The 16,775-nt window shown below is 60.8% G+C and carries 13 protein-coding genes; 3 read left to right on the top strand and 10 right to left on the bottom strand.

Features of this window, described 5'->3' with window-relative positions; genetic code table 11:
* Positions 1–216: 216 nt before the first annotated feature.
* The 9 genes from CIK77_RS05010 to CIK77_RS04970 all read right to left on the bottom strand — a co-directional run bounded on the left by CIK77_RS05010 (position 217) and on the right by CIK77_RS04970 (position 10,810).
* Positions 217–1,815 carry an ABC transporter ATP-binding protein gene (locus tag CIK77_RS05010; protein ID WP_087053560.1) on the bottom strand — a complete coding sequence of 533 codons (1,599 nt, stop codon included), beginning with the start codon at positions 1,813–1,815 and terminating at the stop codon, positions 217–219.
* Complete coding sequence (locus CIK77_RS05005; RefSeq protein WP_006822428.1) at positions 1,812–3,419, bottom strand: ATP-binding cassette domain-containing protein; 1,608 nt, start codon at positions 3,417–3,419, stop codon at positions 1,812–1,814. Before CIK77_RS05005 ends, CIK77_RS05010 begins: the two co-directional genes overlap by 4 nt.
* On the bottom strand, positions 3,419–4,303 hold the full coding sequence (locus tag CIK77_RS05000; RefSeq protein WP_006822427.1) for an ABC transporter ATP-binding protein: 885 nt from the start codon (positions 4,301–4,303) through the stop codon (positions 3,419–3,421). The genes CIK77_RS05005 and CIK77_RS05000 overlap by 1 nt, the downstream gene beginning before the upstream one ends.
* Positions 4,300–5,379: a FecCD family ABC transporter permease gene (locus CIK77_RS04995; protein WP_006822426.1), complete on the bottom strand. Its 1,080-nt coding sequence runs from the start codon at positions 5,377–5,379 to the stop codon at positions 4,300–4,302. Before CIK77_RS04995 ends, CIK77_RS05000 begins: the two co-directional genes overlap by 4 nt.
* Complete coding sequence (locus CIK77_RS04990) at positions 5,376–6,347, bottom strand: FecCD family ABC transporter permease (protein WP_249268444.1); 972 nt, start codon at positions 6,345–6,347, stop codon at positions 5,376–5,378. The genes CIK77_RS04995 and CIK77_RS04990 overlap by 4 nt, the downstream gene beginning before the upstream one ends.
* Positions 6,348–6,514: 167 nt before the next feature.
* Positions 6,515–7,579, bottom strand: coding sequence for an ABC transporter substrate-binding protein (locus tag CIK77_RS04985; RefSeq protein ID WP_006822424.1), 1,065 nt, complete (start codon positions 7,577–7,579; stop codon positions 6,515–6,517).
* Positions 7,580–7,628: 49 nt separating this feature from the next.
* Positions 7,629–8,717 carry an ABC transporter substrate-binding protein gene (locus tag CIK77_RS04980; RefSeq protein ID WP_006822423.1) on the bottom strand — a complete coding sequence of 363 codons (1,089 nt, stop codon included), beginning with the start codon at positions 8,715–8,717 and terminating at the stop codon, positions 7,629–7,631.
* On the bottom strand, positions 8,714–9,901 hold the full coding sequence (locus tag CIK77_RS04975; protein ID WP_087053561.1) for an MFS transporter: 1,188 nt from the start codon (positions 9,899–9,901) through the stop codon (positions 8,714–8,716). Before CIK77_RS04975 ends, CIK77_RS04980 begins: the two co-directional genes overlap by 4 nt.
* Before the next feature lie 87 nt (positions 9,902–9,988).
* Entirely contained in the window at positions 9,989–10,810 is an 822-nt protein-coding gene (locus tag CIK77_RS04970; RefSeq protein ID WP_087053562.1) for a siderophore-interacting protein, read from the bottom strand.
* 344 nt (positions 10,811–11,154) lie between these two features.
* On the opposite strand from CIK77_RS04970, the gene CIK77_RS04965 reads away from it, so the two are divergent.
* A complete protein-coding gene (locus CIK77_RS04965) occupies positions 11,155–12,564 on the top strand; it encodes a helix-turn-helix domain-containing protein (protein WP_249268445.1) in 1,410 nt (469 codons plus the stop codon).
* A gap of 171 nt (positions 12,565–12,735) precedes the next feature.
* On the opposite strand, the gene CIK77_RS04960 is transcribed toward CIK77_RS04965, so the two are convergent.
* Complete coding sequence (locus tag CIK77_RS04960; RefSeq protein WP_087053563.1) at positions 12,736–13,314, bottom strand: TetR/AcrR family transcriptional regulator; 579 nt, start codon at positions 13,312–13,314, stop codon at positions 12,736–12,738.
* A gap of 83 nt (positions 13,315–13,397) precedes the next feature.
* On the opposite strand from CIK77_RS04960, the gene CIK77_RS04955 reads away from it, so the two are divergent.
* The gene (locus CIK77_RS04955) at positions 13,398–14,630 is read left to right on the top strand and encodes an MFS transporter (protein WP_006822418.1); all 1,233 of its coding nucleotides are present in this window, start codon (positions 13,398–13,400) and stop codon (positions 14,628–14,630) included.
* A 262-nt stretch (positions 14,631–14,892) separates the two neighbouring features.
* Positions 14,893–16,719 carry an ATP-dependent DNA helicase gene (locus tag CIK77_RS04945; RefSeq protein ID WP_087053565.1) on the top strand — a complete coding sequence of 609 codons (1,827 nt, stop codon included), beginning with the start codon at positions 14,893–14,895 and terminating at the stop codon, positions 16,717–16,719.
* The last annotated feature ends 56 nt before the right edge of the window (positions 16,720–16,775 follow it).

Raw genomic sequence — 16,775 nt, 5'->3', positions numbered from 1 at the left:
GCTGGAAACCCGCGACACTCAATACCATTTGGAATCGTCAAAATACTGCCCGCGCCCAATAGCTCCTCACCTGTTGGAGTGTGCAGGCGTCCCCATCCTGAGAGCACGAACACGACCTTCACCGCAGCCACACGCAACGGGCCGGACGGAACCTGCGCTGTCTGATCCCGCACTAACACTGGCAGCCCGCCTGACCCAAACAAATTCACTTCATTTTCACCAGAGGTCGTTGGTGTTCCGACCACTTGGTGCTCCGAGCGCAATGTGACCTGTCGGCTGCCAGGTTGTGTCCGCGTCGCGGTGAGTGACGACGATCTTCGTGCATGGGAGCGCGCGGATCGTTTCGGCGATCTTCGCTTCCGTGGCGGTATCGAGGGCGGAGGTCGCCTCGTCGAGGATGAGGATCGGTGCCTGTTTAAGGAGGGCTCGGGCGATCGCGACTCGTTGGCGTTCACCGCCTGACAGTGCGTTCCCGTGGTGGCCTACTGATTGCTGAATCCCGAGCGGTGATTGCTCGATGACTTGACCGAGTGCGGCTTGTTTTGCCGCATGGATGATCTCTTCATCGGTGGCCGATGGGTCGCCGAGACGGATGTTGTCGGCCAGTGTTCCGTCGAACACGACAGGATCCTGCGGCACATAGCCGATCCGTTGCGCGAGGTCTTCGTATCGCATGTCTGTGAGGTCGACCCCGCCGAGTTCGATACGCCCATTGTCAGGATCGTCGAACCGCATCAGCAGGGAAAGCAGGGTGCTCTTGCCGCTTCCGGTCGGACCAGTGATGATCGTCGTAGAGCCCTCGGGCACCTCGGTAGAGATCCCTTTCAGCACGGTGATGTGCGAGACATCATTCACTGTCATCGCATGGCCGACGCTCTGGACAGATTTGGTCGGCTCGGGTAAGACCGGGGCCGAGAGCACCGCGCGATACCGGTTGATCGTGGTACGCAATTCGTTGATCGAGACCCCCGCCAGGGCGAGAGCATCCAAAGGTGCAGATGCACGGGCGGTGAGGATGATGAGCGCCAGTGCCGTAGCCGGGTCATCAATGGCTGTCGACGCGATGAAGAGGAGGACACCAGCAAGCGGCAGAATGCTCGCGAGACTAGAAACGAAGGTCGCGGGAGTCGATACACGGTTCGTACGCGCGAGCGCAGCCTCTTCCGAGTCCCATCTGTCTTCCAGGCGCGCCACGGCTCGGTCTGGCCCTGCGGCGGTCCGCAGCAGTTCGAGGTGATCGATGAATTCCAGGGATGCCTCGGTGGTGGCCTGCTCGACAGTGTTTCGGCCTGCGTCTGCACGGCTGAGGGCTCGTTGAGCGAGTAGTTGTGCGAGGAACGCGATGATGACAAGCCCGGCCACCAGAAGCATGGTGAGGGGGCCAGCGACGATCGCGATACCGACAAGCAAGAGAAGCGGGATGAGCGGCGAGAGAATGAACGTCTGCAGCTGATGGGCGGGAACGCTCATCAGGGCGGGGATTGATTGTCCGGCGACCGTGCCGACAAGAGTTCGGTTCTTCTCGGTGAACCACGAGAGTTTGGCGTGGGAGAAGGCCGCGCCAACTCCTTGGAAGAGATCTCCGGCCAGCCTTGCCCCGGTGAGGTAGCCGCTGCGCGAGACGAGCACGGTGATAAACAGGGCGACGGCCGCAGTCGCGATCACCATTCCCGGTGGCTGGTGCTTTGCGATCGCAAGGGCGAGCACGGTGTAGGCCGTCGCCTCGGCCAGCGCGACGAGTGCCCAGCCAAGTGATATGAGTACCAGTCTGCGGCGAGCCGCTGCAGGAAGGGTCTGGGTGTGCTGCGTGTTCATCGGGTTCCTCCGGCTACCGTGACCGAGTTGCCGGTGAGCTTGAGCTGTGCTGTGGCGCCCTCGGCCAGTCCATGATCGTGGGTGACAATCAAGAGCGTCTTCGATTCCTCCATGACGAATGTGTGTAGCTCGCTGACGAGCCGCCCGCTCGTGTCCTTATCCAGCGCGCTGGTGGGTTCATCGAGCAGGATCACACGGGCATCGGTGAGGAACGCGCGGGCGAGTCCGACTCGTTGACGTTCACCGCCCGACAGGGTGGTCGTCGCGGTATCCAGGGGGAGGTCGAGTTGCGCACGTCGAAGCGCGGTGCTGATCTCATCATCGGTGGCCTCTGGGGTCGAGAGCGCGATATTTTCGCGGATCGTCCCGGAGAGCACATCCCCACCTTGTGGAATGAGTAACACCGAGTCGGGTGACGTCTTCTCGCTGTTCGTCTCCCTGTGGGGGTACCGGATCACGCCGCTTTCGAGCGTTTCCAGCCCGGCAATAGTACGTAGCAGCGTGGTCTTGCCGCTGCCACTGGGGCCGGTTATCGCGGTGACTAATCCTGGTGAGAATGTGTGGGAAAGACTGTGGATGAGTGTGCGGTCGTCCTGACCGATCCGCACGTCGACGAGTTCAAGTCCAGGGTCGTCACTGTGATCGGTTGATCCCGTGACGGTCGGTTCGCGGAGTACCGCTGCGATGCGTTCGGCCGCGGCGCTGCCCGCTCGTACATAGTCCAGGCCATGCCCAAGGCGCAGCGCCGGGGTGACCACGGCGAGCCCGAACAGCAGCATGGCGGCGAGCACTGCCGGCTCTTGGTCGTAGCCGATGGCGTAGGCGATCGCATAGGTTGCGACGGCCTGGAGCAGCGCCACCGCTACGGAAGAGAGTGTCGCGACCCGTCGCACCCAGGCGACCATGTTCTCGGTGAACCGGCGTGCTGCGTCGGCATAGTTGGCGGTTGCCCCGGCCTGTGCGCTGTAAATGCGGGACACGCGAATGCCGCGTGCGTAGTCGTCGACAGCGGTCCTGATGTCCGTCATCACACGGACCGTTTCGGTTCCGTGTTTCGCTGAGCTTCGCGGCACGATGAACAGATAGTAGGCTGCGGCCAGCAGGCCAGGGATCAGCGCAATCAGGGTAAGGGGACCCGCCACTGCGACCAGCAGAGTTACTGTCGCGAGGGGCACCACCGCAAGGGTCGCGATTTCCGCGGGCAGATGTGCGACGGTGTGGTGTAGCGCGGCAATGTCTTCGCCTACCAGACGACGCAGCGCGTCAGCGCCATACCGTGAGACCGTGCTCATCGGCATGTGCGCGAGATGGCGAGCGGTATCGCGCCGTAGCCGTGCGGAGAATCTTGCCTCCCCGTGATGTGCGAGCCACGACGAGACGGACAGGAGCAGGCCTCCAATGAGCCAGCAGACACACGCCGAAATCGCATGCGTCAGTGTCACCGCAGCGACGACCTGCACGGTGAACCATAAGGCTCCGACCATCGTGAGGCCACCAAGCGCGGCGGCGGTAACCGCTGCTGTAAGCACAGGGATCGCGGGGCGCAGTGCGGCCGCAATGGGTGAGGCCGGTGCGGCCGCAGGGTCATTGTTGAGTGCGGGCACTATTCGGTGCCTCCTTCCTTGATCGGAGTTTCCTTGTTCCGATGCCGGTCTCGTCCGAGCGGCACCACCTGCGGGGTTCCTGCGACGGGATCAGGAACGACGAGACAGCGCAGACCGAACACCTGCTCGACCAGGTCGGAGGTCAGTACCTCAGCCGGTGGGCCCTCGGCGACGACACCTCCGTCCTTCATCGCGACGAGATGCGTTGCGTAGCGGGCAGCCTGGTTGAGGTCGTGAAGAACGGCGACAAGGGTGTGCCCGGCAAGGTGGAGGTCGGTGAATAGTTCCATCAGCTCGATCTGATGGGTCAGGTCAAGGAACGTCGTCGGCTCGTCCAGCAACAGGATTTCGGTCTGCTGTGCCAGCGCCATCGCGACCCAGACTCGCTGTCGTTGCCCGCCGGAGAGTTCGTCGACGAGCCGGTCTGAGAGTTCATGGATGCCAGTTGCTGCCATCGCGGTAGAGACCGCCTGCTCATCGTCCGGTGTCCACTGTCGGATCAGTTTCTGGTACGGATACCGGCCGCGAGCGACCAGATCAGCGACTCTGATCCCATCGGGAGCGAGCGAGGTCTGCGGTAGCAGTCCCAACTTGCGCGCAACCTCTTTGGCCTTGTAGGAATGGATGTCTTGTCCGTCAAGTACCACCCGCCCTGATCCTGGTTTCAGGAGCCTGGATAGCCCGCGCAGAAGGGTCGACTTGCCGCATGCATTCGGCCCGACGATCACGGTGAAAGACTCATCGGGAATCGACACCGACAGGTTCTCGTTGATGACGCGCTTGTCATAGCCGATCGTGGCATTCACCGTCCACAGTCGACTTGTCGGTACGGTCAACTCGGCGGTGTTAGCAGTGGCGAGGGGGTGAGTGTCCACTCGTGTCATATGCTTCTCCTTGTTTCACGAATAAGGAGCCAGATTAGGTAGAGACCACCCAGGCTCACGGTGATGAGGCCAACCGGAACAGGCCGGTAGACCTGCGCGATCACGAGCGACAGCAACTGCGCGAGAGACAAGAGCGCGGCTCCCATGAACGCGGACGCAGCCACGGTTACCCCGGGTGTCCGTGTCAATCGCCTCGCGAGCTGTGGCGCGGACAGTGCGACGAACCCGATCGGACCGGCAGCAGCTGTCACCAACGCGGTCGTCGCAACTCCCAGGATCAGCAGCAGCGGGCGAGCAACGGAAGCGTTCACCCCCTGAGCGAGTGCCGCGTCGTCACCAAGTTCCAGTTGTCGCAGAGCGGGAGCCAACATCGTCACTCCGATGAAGACAATCAGGCCCCCGATGATGACGGGGACAAGCGAGTGCCATCCGACGCGACTGAGCGACCCGGCCGCCCAGAAACCGACGCTCATCGCATCGGTGATCTCGGCGCGAGTGATGAGGTACGCGTTGATCGATCCCAGCATCGCGGAAACTCCGATGCCGACGATGATGAGGCGGAAACCCTGCACGCCTCCTCGATAGGAGAGCAGATACACCACGATTGCGGTGAGCAGCCCGCCGACCAGAGCTGCTGCGGCGATGTACCAGTACTGATTCGCGCCGATGACAAGGATTGTGAGCACCACGGCCGTGTACGATCCTGCGTCGAAGCCGATTACATCCGGAGATCCCAGGGGGTTGCGGGTCAGCGATTGGAAGATTGCACCGCCGATCCCCAGTAGCGCTCCGAACAGGATTGCCGCGATCGCGATGGGCAGACGCCATTCCGTCACGATCAGGCGATGGAAGTCATCGCCCTGGCCGAAGAGCGACTGGACAACCTGGGCAGTTGTCAGTGGATAGTCACCGATTCCGAGGGACATCACCGCAACGGTCACCGCAACTACGGCGAGGATCGAGTTGATCGCAATGCTCCGTGCGCTGAATCTCAGCGCGACGGCGCGCTGAGTACGGATTGTGCGGTTCCGGTAACCGAAATCGATCTGTCGTGGGATTTGAATAGTGGATTTCATAGCCCGGATGCCTTTCGCCGGCGCACAAGTGCGATGAGGACGGGGGCACCGATGAGTGCGGTGAGCACGCCGGCCTCGATCTCGCCGGGGCGGGTGATCACTCGTCCCAGCACGTCTGCGATGAGCACGATGGAGGGTGCCGCGAGGGCGGTGTAGGCGATGATCCATCGCTGGTCGGGTCCGGTGAACCAGCGCACGATGTGCGGGACCATGAGACCTACGAACGCGATACCTCCGGTGAGCGCTGTTCCGCCACCTGCGAGGAGCGTCACGGCAATGATCCCCAAAATACGAGTGCGGGTGACGCTTGCTCCGAGTGCGGTCGCTTGGTCGTCTCCCAGCGCGACCGCGTTCAAGGAGCTGCTGATCAGTGCGGCTAACAGGATTCCTACCGCCAGAAACGGGGCAACCGAAGCGGTGTCATCGAGTGAGGCGCGCGAGAGGGAACCCAACCCCCAAGCCCGGAAGGAACGGAACGTCTCCTGATCCATCAGTGTCAGAAACGTTGAGAAAGCTGAGAGGACAGCGGCAAGTGCGATGCCTGCGAGCACGAGTGTGACGGGAGATGAGGCGCCTCGTCCCGCTGACCCGATCAGGTAGACGAGCACCGTGGCAAGGATCGCACCGATGAACGAAAACCAGATGTACCCGGTGATTCCTCCGACTCCGAACAACGTCACGCCAACGACAATGGCGAACCCCGCTCCGGCATTTACGCCGAGAATACCGGGATCGGCAAGCGGGTTGCGTGTGATCGCCTGGATGAGCGCGCCCGAAACACCGAATGCCACACCAGCAGCAATCCCCACAACCGTGCGAGGTACTCGTAATGTCCAGACAATGGAGCTTGCCTCGGAGCTATCTGGGGAGAGTACGACCCGCCAGATCTCGCTGATGGGTAACGGGTTCGCGCCGAATGACAGGCTTGCTGCCAGAACCACCACAAGCAACGCGAGCAGCACAATCACACCCGATATTCGACGGTTGCTTGTTGGGAGGTGCCCTTCTCCCAGCGCACTGCACGCCTCGCGCGCACCTACTAACGAAACAGTCATGACCGATCTTTCGTGTTGTTCAGCTATCGCGGCACCACGGACTGCTAGACCCGTGGTGCCGCGATAGTCCGTGACCCGAGTTAGAACACGTCCGCAATCTGGGGAACGACGCGTTCGACCGCCCAAGCATTGCCGATGGGTCCGCCGCTGGTGATTGCCCACAAGAGATCGCCGCCGTCGTCAGTTTTCGGCGGCAGCTGGACAAACTGACCGGACGATACCGCTCCCAGGTTTTGGAACAGGTCGCGACCTGTCAACTCCTGCATTTCGGCTTCGCTCGCGGCTGCGCTCTGTCCAAGGATGAGGACGTCGGCGTCAATCTTCGATAGAAGTTCATCACTAACCTTGGTATCCGTCACGAATTCCGTGGCGTTCGGGTTCTCGCTGAAACCGAGGTCGGCCAGGAATGCAGCGGGCGCGGAGCCAGGCTGTGAGAAGTACTGCAGTCCGTTTGTTGGGCCGTAGTAGATCGCCCAGGTCGCGGTGAGCCCGTCGAACTCGGGATGATCTGCACGCACTTGCGCGAAGCGTTCATCGTGTTCCGCAATGACAGCTTCGGCCGCGCCGCTAAGGTCTAGCGTCTCACCTAGGACGCGGATCGAGTCCTGCCAGGGAATGGTGCGTTGAGACGATTCCGGGCTTGTCACCACCGGGGCTATCTTGGAGAGTTGCTGGTAGTAGTCACGCAGTTCGCCGTAACCGGGCACCCAGCCTACGGTGACGATGAGGTCGGGGTTGCTCGCTGCGATGGCCTCGATGGGGATGTCTTCGCCCATCATGAACTCGTAGGTGTCCAGCTCGGCTGACCCATGCTCTTCGAGGTAGCCGCCCTCGCTTACGAAGTTCGAGGTCAACACAGGCGTGACCCCTAAGGAAAGCAGCAACTCGGTGTCGATCGCGTTCGGGACGATCGCTGCGATCCGCTCAGGGCGCTCCTCGAGGATCGTCTCTCCGTACGGTGATTCGAGCGTCAGAGGGTAACTGGTCTTGCCTTCAGCGGCAGGGAGCAGGCTTGATTCGCTTGCGCCGGGCTCTTCAGGACTGTCGTTGGAGTCCGGGCTCGTGGAGCAGCCCGCGATGAGCAGTATTGTCGCGAGGCTCGCCCCGATACTGGCAGCGACGCGGGAGCGTCTGGTCTTCTTCATTCGTGTTTGCCTTTCTATAGTTCAGATTGTTCATTGATGAGAGGGATGGTCATGAAGTCTTCGTTAGGACATCGGCGATGAGAGGAACGAGATAATCTGCGGCCCATTCCTGCCCGATTGGTCCGCCTACCGTGACCGTCCAGAGCAGATCTCGGTCGTCTTCGGTCTTCGGAGCCAACCGGACGAGATGCCTAGACGTGACAGCGCCCAGATTCATGAAGAGGGTGTTTTCGGTGACAAGCTCGTGCATTTCTTCATCGCTCGCGTTCACGGTCTGGCCCAGCAAGAGAACATCCGCATCGATTTGGGTCAGCAGTTCACTGCTGACCCACGGGTCGCCTACGAACTGATTAGCCTTCGGATTCGGAATGAACCCAAGCTCGCTGAGAAAGAGTTCTGTCCCCGATCCCGATGGAGACATATAGCGGAGGCTATTTGCGGCCCCGAAGTGGAGAACCCAGCTAGTGGTGAGACCCGCAAATTCCGGGTGTTCCTTTCGTATCTCGGCGAAATGTTCTTGGTGATGTGCGATAACTTGTGTTGCTGCGTCTTCGAGGTCGAGCGTCGATCCAAGGAGGCGAATAGAGTCTTGCCAAGGGATGAGCTGTTGCGACGACGTGTCGGGACTGGTCAGTACTGGGGCGATTGACGTCAATCGGTCGTAGTAGTCGCCAAGGTTGACGCCACTCAACCCGTCTGTCCATCCCACCGCCACGATGAGGTCAGGGTGGCTGGCGGCGATGGTTTCTATCGGAAGGTCTTCACCGGACACGAACTCGTAGGTTTCAATTTCTGCTGCCCCATGATCGTCGAGATAACCGCCTTCACTCACGAGACTTGACGTGAGAATGGGGGTCACGCCGAGGGCGAGAAGCAGCTCAGTGTCGATCGCTGTCGGGGCGACCGCTGCAATGCGTTCAGGCCGTTCCGGAAGAACAGTCTCACCGAACGGTGATTCGAGCGTCAGCGGATAGCTTGTAGTCTGCTCGGCCGCTGGCAGTAAAGATGCTTGCTCAGGGTGTCTTGTTGCATTATCGGATTCGGGCTTTGCCGAGCAGCTTGCAGCGAACAAGGAAATGGTGAGAACAACACAGATGCTGCTGAGGATGCGAGAAGGCTTAGCTTGCGAACGGCTCATGGTTTCCCTATCTGAATTGAGGATCGCTGCGTCCGGGCGACCGGGCTGAGGAAGATCGAAACGAAGAGAACGAGGAGGGGAATGACGAGCGCGCCACGCAGTCCGGCACGTTCGCCGACAAATCCGAGAAGGGGTGGAGCAACCAGGAACGCGATATATCCAATGACGGTCACGAAAGCAACACGCGTTGCCGAGTTCTCTCCCGATGCCCCAGCCGAGGAGATCGCTACAGGGAACCCCAGAGACGCGCCCAGACCCCACAACACAACTGCAACCCCCGCCACGACTGAATTGTCAACGAAAGCAACAAGCGAGATTCCAACAACGGCACTCAGAGCGCTCGCTCCGAGCACCCAGGCACGCCCGAATCGTTGAACAACCGGTCCTCCCAAGAACCGTCCTAGCGTCATCGCCGCGGCGAAGACCGCGAAGACCGTCGAACTGAGTGCTGGATTCAGACCATGCCCATCGACCATGATCAGGGGAAGCCAGTCGTTCGCCGTGCCCTCAGCGAACGCCATTGCGAGAACGATGACTCCGATGAGCCAAAGAGAGGAGTCGCGCCATACTGCTCGCTCAGAACGATAGGCCGGTGTATTTGGTTTCTGTCGGCGACCGGTTGCGGGCGGTAAGAAGCGTATGCAAACTAGCAGGATCACAATGCCGGACAGTCCGATCGTCATCAGATGCGTGACAACTGAGAAATCCGCGGCGGTAGCCACAATTCCGAGTGCCGCACCGATAAGGGTGCCCAAGCTAAACGAACCATGTAACGCTGGCAGGAACGGTCTGCCAGAGATGGCTTCGACATCTGCGCCCTCAACGTTCAGTGCAATCTCGCTACCGCCCATGCTCAGACCGAACAACGCCAATGCCGCGATGACGAATCCGTCGATCTGGGCTGCCGCGCCAAGACCTATGAGGGGCACGCTCACGGCTACACCCAACGTGCCGAATGCGATCAGTGGCTTTGCGCCAAGTCGAGCCAACAGCGGCCCTGAACAGAGAATCCCCGCCATCGCCCCTAGTGATAGACCAAAGATCACGATACCCATCTGCGCGGTTGAGGCTCCGAGCAAATCGCGAATCGCTGGTGTGCGCGTGACCCAGGACGACATTGCCAGACCCGGCAATAGAAACGATGCACAAAGCGCCAAGCGGCGTGCCGCGAGGGTGGTTGACATTGACTGCCTTTCTTTATTGCTGGTGTGCCCGAGAACCACTGAGCGGGTGGGATAGGTCGTGGGTGAGGGATGCAGGTTCCCTTCGCCTCACTGGCCGACGAGTTCGGCCGCGCCCCGCTTCCAGTAGCCCGTGAAATCGATGTCGGACTTTGGGACACCGCGTTCTTTGACCAAGAAGCGGCGCATCTTTTGCACTTCGGCCTGTTCGCCAGCGAGCCAAGCAAACGGCTCATTGTCGTGCCAGTTCACGCCTCGTATCGCGTTGAGCAGCGGGTGCCGCGTGCCAGTGTGGCGAGGAATCCAGGAGATCTCGATTCCCTCAGGGGCAGTGAGTTCTTGTCGGTGATCGTCTTCCGCAACATCGATGAGAACCTGACCGCGCGCATCGCACGGTAGTTCTTCGAGGAGCCGTGCAATAGCGGGAATCGCTGTATCGTCACCTGCCACAAGGAACCAGTCGCAACCGGCAGGCAGGCTCTGCGTCTTGCCCGGACCCGCGATATGGATCGGGTCACCAGGTCGTGCCCGCCGAGCCCAATCGGCCGCAACCCCGTGCCCATGCAGCACGAAATCAACATCCAGCTCACGCGATTCCGAGTCGTAACGTCGCACCGAGTACGCCCGTGCGATGGGGCGCCTCCCTTCCGCGAACGTTACGCGGCCATTTTCGATCACAGGCAAGACCGGCTCACTCTCACCTGGATAGGGAAACAGCAAACGAATATCGTCATCGAACCCCGGTGAGGTGAAAGCTGGTTGCAGATCTCCCCCTGGCGAGGTGAACTCACCCAACTGGCTCCCCGTCAGCGTGATCCGCTTCATCCCCGAAGTCACGTCCACAACGCGGCCTACAGCAAGTTCACGCAGCGCTACTGGAACCAAGCGCAACGTACGTGCAGACACACTCATAGACAATCTCCTTACAGCGACAGAACGGACCACCCCCACAAGCATCGGCACACATGGGCTCACTAAGTAAGTGTACCCTTACTTAGGTCGGATGATTTATCCGTAAGCGCAGAGTTCGCATACTCTGATGCTGATGCCTGACTAGTGAACAAAGGATCATGCTCGTGCTGTTCGACCCACCACCGGTGCCTACCTCCCAAGCAGTGTCTGTGCACAACACACGTGACCCCTCCCTCTTATGGGTGCACGCGGGAACCGCAGAGGTTCGCGCAGCGCAACAGGAGTACCTACTCTCCTCCGGGCAGGGCATATGGTTGCCTGCCGGTATCCCCTACACCGTGGAGGTGGGCGCTGACTCAGTCGCATTCCCGATCTTCCCAGCCGCAGGAACCCGCGCGCCGAACCTCGACCGACCCCAGCGCATCAATCTCTCAAACAGCTGGTCCGAGTGGCTCATCTACCAGTTCGCGCGGAGTATCGGCTACCTTCGGGGCGCAACCTCCGACACCAGCCTCCTCGATCTGGTTGCCGGGTCTCGCTACGCGACACCTAAGGAAGAAGCGCGGCCTATAGAGCAGGTGCCACTGCCTCCGATGCCCCGCTCACCTGAAGCCCTGACGGTCGCGCACTCGCTGCTCCAGAGACCCGATGATCCCTCCGAGACGACAGACCACGCACGAGCGGTCAATATCAGCGTTCGGACTTTGCAACTGCAGTTTCTGCAAGAGACAGGACTTCCATTCATACGGTGGCGCACTGCTGTACGTGTTGCGGCCTCAGCCGCCCTGATGGATGCTGGCCACGAGATCGGCCAAGCAGGCAGGCAGGTCGGCTTCTCCACTCCCGCTGGATTCACGAGAGCATTCCACACACAAACTGGAATGACCCCCCGCCAGTACAAGAAGGCGCGGCCTGTCATTCCCCGTCACGATGACACCCTTGCCACCGACTTCAGCGAACTGATGCTGCCTCAACTGCAACCTGAGGCGGCTCCACCTGAGGCTTCACCGCCGTCCGTCCCGGCAACGCAGACCTGGAATCGGACCAACGATTTCCACGTCCTGGTATGGCTCTACCGCGGTGCCGCGCGAGTAATGGTCGGTGAGCGCACTCGACGACTCCGACGCGGCGACGCTATCTGGCTTCCCGCAGGCGTTCGCAACAGCATTACACTTTCGCGCGGCTCGCTGCTACTCCCTCTCGGATCACGCCACGGCACACCGGAAACGCGACTTCCTCGCAACCTCGTCCAGCGATTTCCAGATGAGGCTGAGCTCTACCTGCTGCACACTTTCGTCGCCAATTACAGCCTTGTTCGCCCTACGTCGCACGACCCGAACCGGATCACGCACTCATTTCTCAAGCATGCCACGAGGACGCGAGCCGGAGCAGCCGAAGACTTGGCGGGAGTTACGCCCGTTTACAAGATCATCCGCGCGGTGCGCAACAATCCAGCGGATCGACGAACTCTCACACGATGGGCGCAAGTACTCAATGCCGACGCAAGAGACCTCGGCCGCGCTTTCCTCGCGACCACAGGGCAGAGTTATGTGGCCTGGCGATCGGAGGTACGCATGACCGAAGCACGCCGCTATCTTGAAGAAGGGGTTGGTGTGGCGCAGGCGGCTCGTCGGCTTGGCTACGCACATCCATCAGCATTTACCACGGTCTTCACCCGAGCCCACGACATGTCCCCGCGTGAATATCAACGCAATGGTTGGCAACACACTGATGAGCCCCTGATCATCCGCTAGAACCGTCACCGGAACGACTTTGGTGATGCCCAGCCGACCCGCGCCATGGAGTAGGACCACCCCAAACTGTGCGCACCTTACCCCTGACAACATTTCCGCAAGAAAGCCTAAGACGCTGCCTACTGCACGGTTTCATGCACCGAGATCTGCGGCCGAGGATCTTTCAGGTCATCACCTCACAGTGAGTGAAGCGACACTGTTTATTGCCCACTGTAAAGCCTGTTTCTGAGCACGCTTGGGAGAGTCGTCCATGATGAGAGCGGCCAGTTGCGGGACGATGTGTGGCCAGGCTGCGAGCCCGATTATTCCAAACAGGATCGGTGCGGCTTCCTTCGTCTCGATGTTCAGACGTTGTGCCAAGGAAGTGACTTTATCCTGGTAGTACACCGATCTGGAATCACTCTCCGGTTCGACGGTGTCGGGTTCGAGTGCTTCCCATTGCAACAGGCGCAACAGGTCCGGATGCTTGGCATGGTAAGCATTGACTGCTTGTAGATACGCGGAGAGGAACTCTCCTGGCGGCAAGTCTCCTTTGGGATACGGGACAATTCCGAGCAGAGAATCCAGTGCGTCAGATAACACGGCATGGAACATGCCTTGTTTGCTGCCGAAATATGCGTAGATACGTTGCTTATTCACACCGGAATTCGCGGCGATTCTATCCGTACGAGCTCCGGCAAGTCCGTGCTTCGCGAACTCCTCACGGCCCGCCTCAAGGAGCGCTCGTTTGGTGTTTTCTGGTCCAGCCATGTCCCCAGCGTAGAAGCTCCACCACTGAGAAGCAACCAACCAGATAGTTGCCCAACTAACCAGTTGGTTGTAGCGTGATGTGTATGCCCACCTCCCGACCAATCATTTCTGACGCGCCACCCATGCCTGCCACCCGACCAAAAATTTTGGATCGAGCGCCTCTCTCGATCACGTTCTTTGTAGTACTTGCCCTGGTGGTGCTCTCACAGCTCTACGGTGCGCTCGTGCTCGGTCCGGCTTCGGCCCTCGACCTCGGTGCTGATCCGGGCACCTCGGAATTGGTGCAGTCCCTATTCGGGGTTGCCTATGCGATTGGTTTCCTCGTCTGGGGGCCAGCGGTCGATCGTTATGGTGCGACAAGGTGCTTTCTGATCGGCCTGACCGTACTGCTTGCAGCCACTGTCTTCGTGGCTTGTGCCCCGAGCATGTCTTGGCTTCTCGGTGGCAGGATCGTGCAAGGTGCCGCCGCGGCAAGCTTCGCCCCATCGGTTTTCGCATACTTCGGTGCACGCCTGCCGACCGCTGTCCGCTTAATCGCCGTGACCGTACTGACCAGTTCTTTTCTTGCTGCCGCGGTGCTTGCGCAGGTCCTCGCGCAGCTCGTCGTGTTAGCGGGCTCATGGCGCTGGTTCTTCATCCTCAGCGCGATCACCCTGACTTTAGGGCTGGTGCTTGCCATGCGTGGTCTGCGGCCTACTCCCGGCAGCGCAGAAACTGGTCAGAACGCCACGAGGATACTTGCAGGCCTTTTGGGCAGGTTGCGCATTGTCTTACTGTTAATCGCAACGCTGGCGATCCTTGGCCCATTCATCGCGCTCTACGCAGCCCTCGGGCACACCGGTCACTACCCGGACAGCGAGCTCCTGATGCTGCGCCTCAGTGCACTGCCCGCTCTGATCTGGGCTGGAGCCGCTTCACCCTGGCTTACTCGAATCCGCCCAAGTACACGCATGATTACCGCATTTACCGGCGCAGCGCTTGCAAGCACCCTGCTTGTTTTCACCGGGCACAGCGTCCTGGGCGCAGGATTCGGCATGCTCCTCCTTGCCACCTGCGTGTCGGTGCTCGCCCCGGCAACAATCCAAACCCTCACCGGCATGTCCCCAGAACATTACGGCAGTGTCACAGCGCTCTACACCTTCGCACTCTTCCTCGGCGCCAGCCTTGCAGCTCTGCCAATCCCGGTGCTTGCAACATTGGCCCAAGTATCAACTACTGGGCTCGTGCAGGTCACGGCACTCATCGCAATCCCCATTTTCTTACTCGCCCTCACATTCACGATTTTCGGGTCTCGAACCCCACAGCAGCCTCAATAAATCCCTGAAAGGAACACCATGTCAGAACATCTTCTCCCTACCCTCAGAATCCCTGAAACGTTCACCGAGGTCACGACTCGGCAAGAACACCAAGGCACAACCCCGGTCACCGTAACCCGCCACCATCCAGGCACTGACCCGAAGTACGGGGGCGAACACGTAACCACCGTCTTTGGAGACGACCGCATCCTCTACGGCTACACCCGCCAAATCAGCGGTTTCGAACCTGACGCGATCCCGACAACTGGAGAAAACGACGACCATGAGCGCCCTCCGCAGGGCGTGGGAGAAGAACCACGGTGCCGGGTCCGTGGTCGGCTTGGCCCCGTCCGCAGCCGCAGCGGATGTCCTCGCCCAGGACCTCGGCATCAGCACCGAGAACACCGCGAAATGGTTGCACGAGCACCGCCGCGGCACCTGGAACCTCACCGCTGGTCAACTGGTGATCATCGACGAAGCGTCCCTCGCGGGAACCCTCGCATTGGACACGATCACCGCCCACGCCGCCGACGCGGGCGCGAAGGTACTGCTGGTGGGTGATTGGGCGCAGCTGGCCGCGGTCGACGCGGGTGGAGCATTCGGGATGCTCGTCCGAGATCGAGGCGACGCACCGGAGCTGCTGGACGTACGCCGCTTCCGCAACGACTGGGAGAAACACGCCTCCCTGCAGCTACGCCTCGGCGACACCGACGTCATCGACACCTACCTCAAGCATGACCGCGTCACCCCGGGAACCTACGAAGACATCCTCGACGCCGCCTACCAAGCCTGGGTCAGCGACCAAGCCGCGGGCAAGACGTCGGTGCTGATCGCGGAGACCCTCGACACTGTATCCGAGCTGAATACGCGTGCCCGCACCGACCGAATCCTCGCTGGAGATGTCGCCCTGGATGGGGTGAAGTTGCACGACGGGAACGAAGCCTCCCGCGGCGACTTGGTCATCACCAGGCGAAACGACCGCCGCCTCTCCCTTGGACGCGGCTGGGTGAAGAACGGAGACCGTTGGCACGTCACCCACGCACACGACGACGGATCCCTCACGGTCCGCCGGGCACACTCTCGGTGGCGGACCACGATCATTCTGCCCGCAGCCTACGTTGCTGACCAGGTCGACCTCGGATACGCGATCACCGCGCACAGGGCACAGGGCTCCACCGTCGATACCGCTCACGCGATCGTCCACTCACCGGAAGTCACCCGTGAGTCGCTCTACGTCGCGATGACCCGCGGCCGAGAATCCAACCGCGTCTATGTCGCCACCGACCAGCATCATCTGGAAGAACATCAACACCGAGACGACCTGGAACTGAGCGCACGAAGCATTCTCTATGGCATCCTCCAACATGTCGGTGCCGAACAGTCCGCACATGACACCATCACCGCAGAACAAGACATGTGGGGGTCGCTCGCGCAGCTGGCCGCCGAATACGAGACCATCGCCACGGAAGCCCAACAATCCCGGTGGGTCACCCTCCTCGAAACAGCAGGCCTCGGCACCGCCGTCGTTGACGATCTTGTGGAGACGGACTCGTTTGGGATCCTCACCACGGAGCTTCGTCGCCTCGAAGCCGAGGGGCACAACATCGACGACCTCCTCCCACGCGTCATCCGCGCAGGAAACCTCGAAGACGTTGAAGATCTCGGATCGCTGCTGCGGTTCCGGATCCAGAAAGTCACGGCGACCTACCCCGCTTCGTCGCGCCAGGCTCCCGGCCTGATCATCGGTCTGGTGCCCCGGGCCACGGGCATCACCGACCCTGCCATGCGGCAAGCCCTTGAGGAACGGGAGCAGCTCATGCAGGCGCGGCTCAACATCCTCACCCAGGCGGTGCTCGAACACGCTGAGCCCTGGGTCACGGCGCTCGACATTGCTGACCCGGCGGTGCGGCAGAGCACGGTGCGGGCGGTTGTCGCGTATCGGGATCGGTGGGGCATCACCTCGACAAGCCCGCTCGGGCCAGTCCCGGCGGATGATGCGCAACGTATCGACTACCAACGCGCCCGCACCCGTATCCGTGAGTCAGAGCACACTGACCAGACATCTGGCGCAGCGACCATCCGTGATCAGAGTGGTCGAACCCTCCGATGAGCCCAGAAGTTGCCTCGATAAACTCAATGTATGACTTGAACCGTCCCAGGTTCTCT

It is taken from the genome of Microbacterium sp. JB110 (assembly GCF_003335195.1).
Classification (GTDB): domain Bacteria; phylum Actinomycetota; class Actinomycetes; order Actinomycetales; family Microbacteriaceae; genus Microbacterium.
This window is presented reverse-complemented; position numbering and strand designations above follow the sequence as displayed.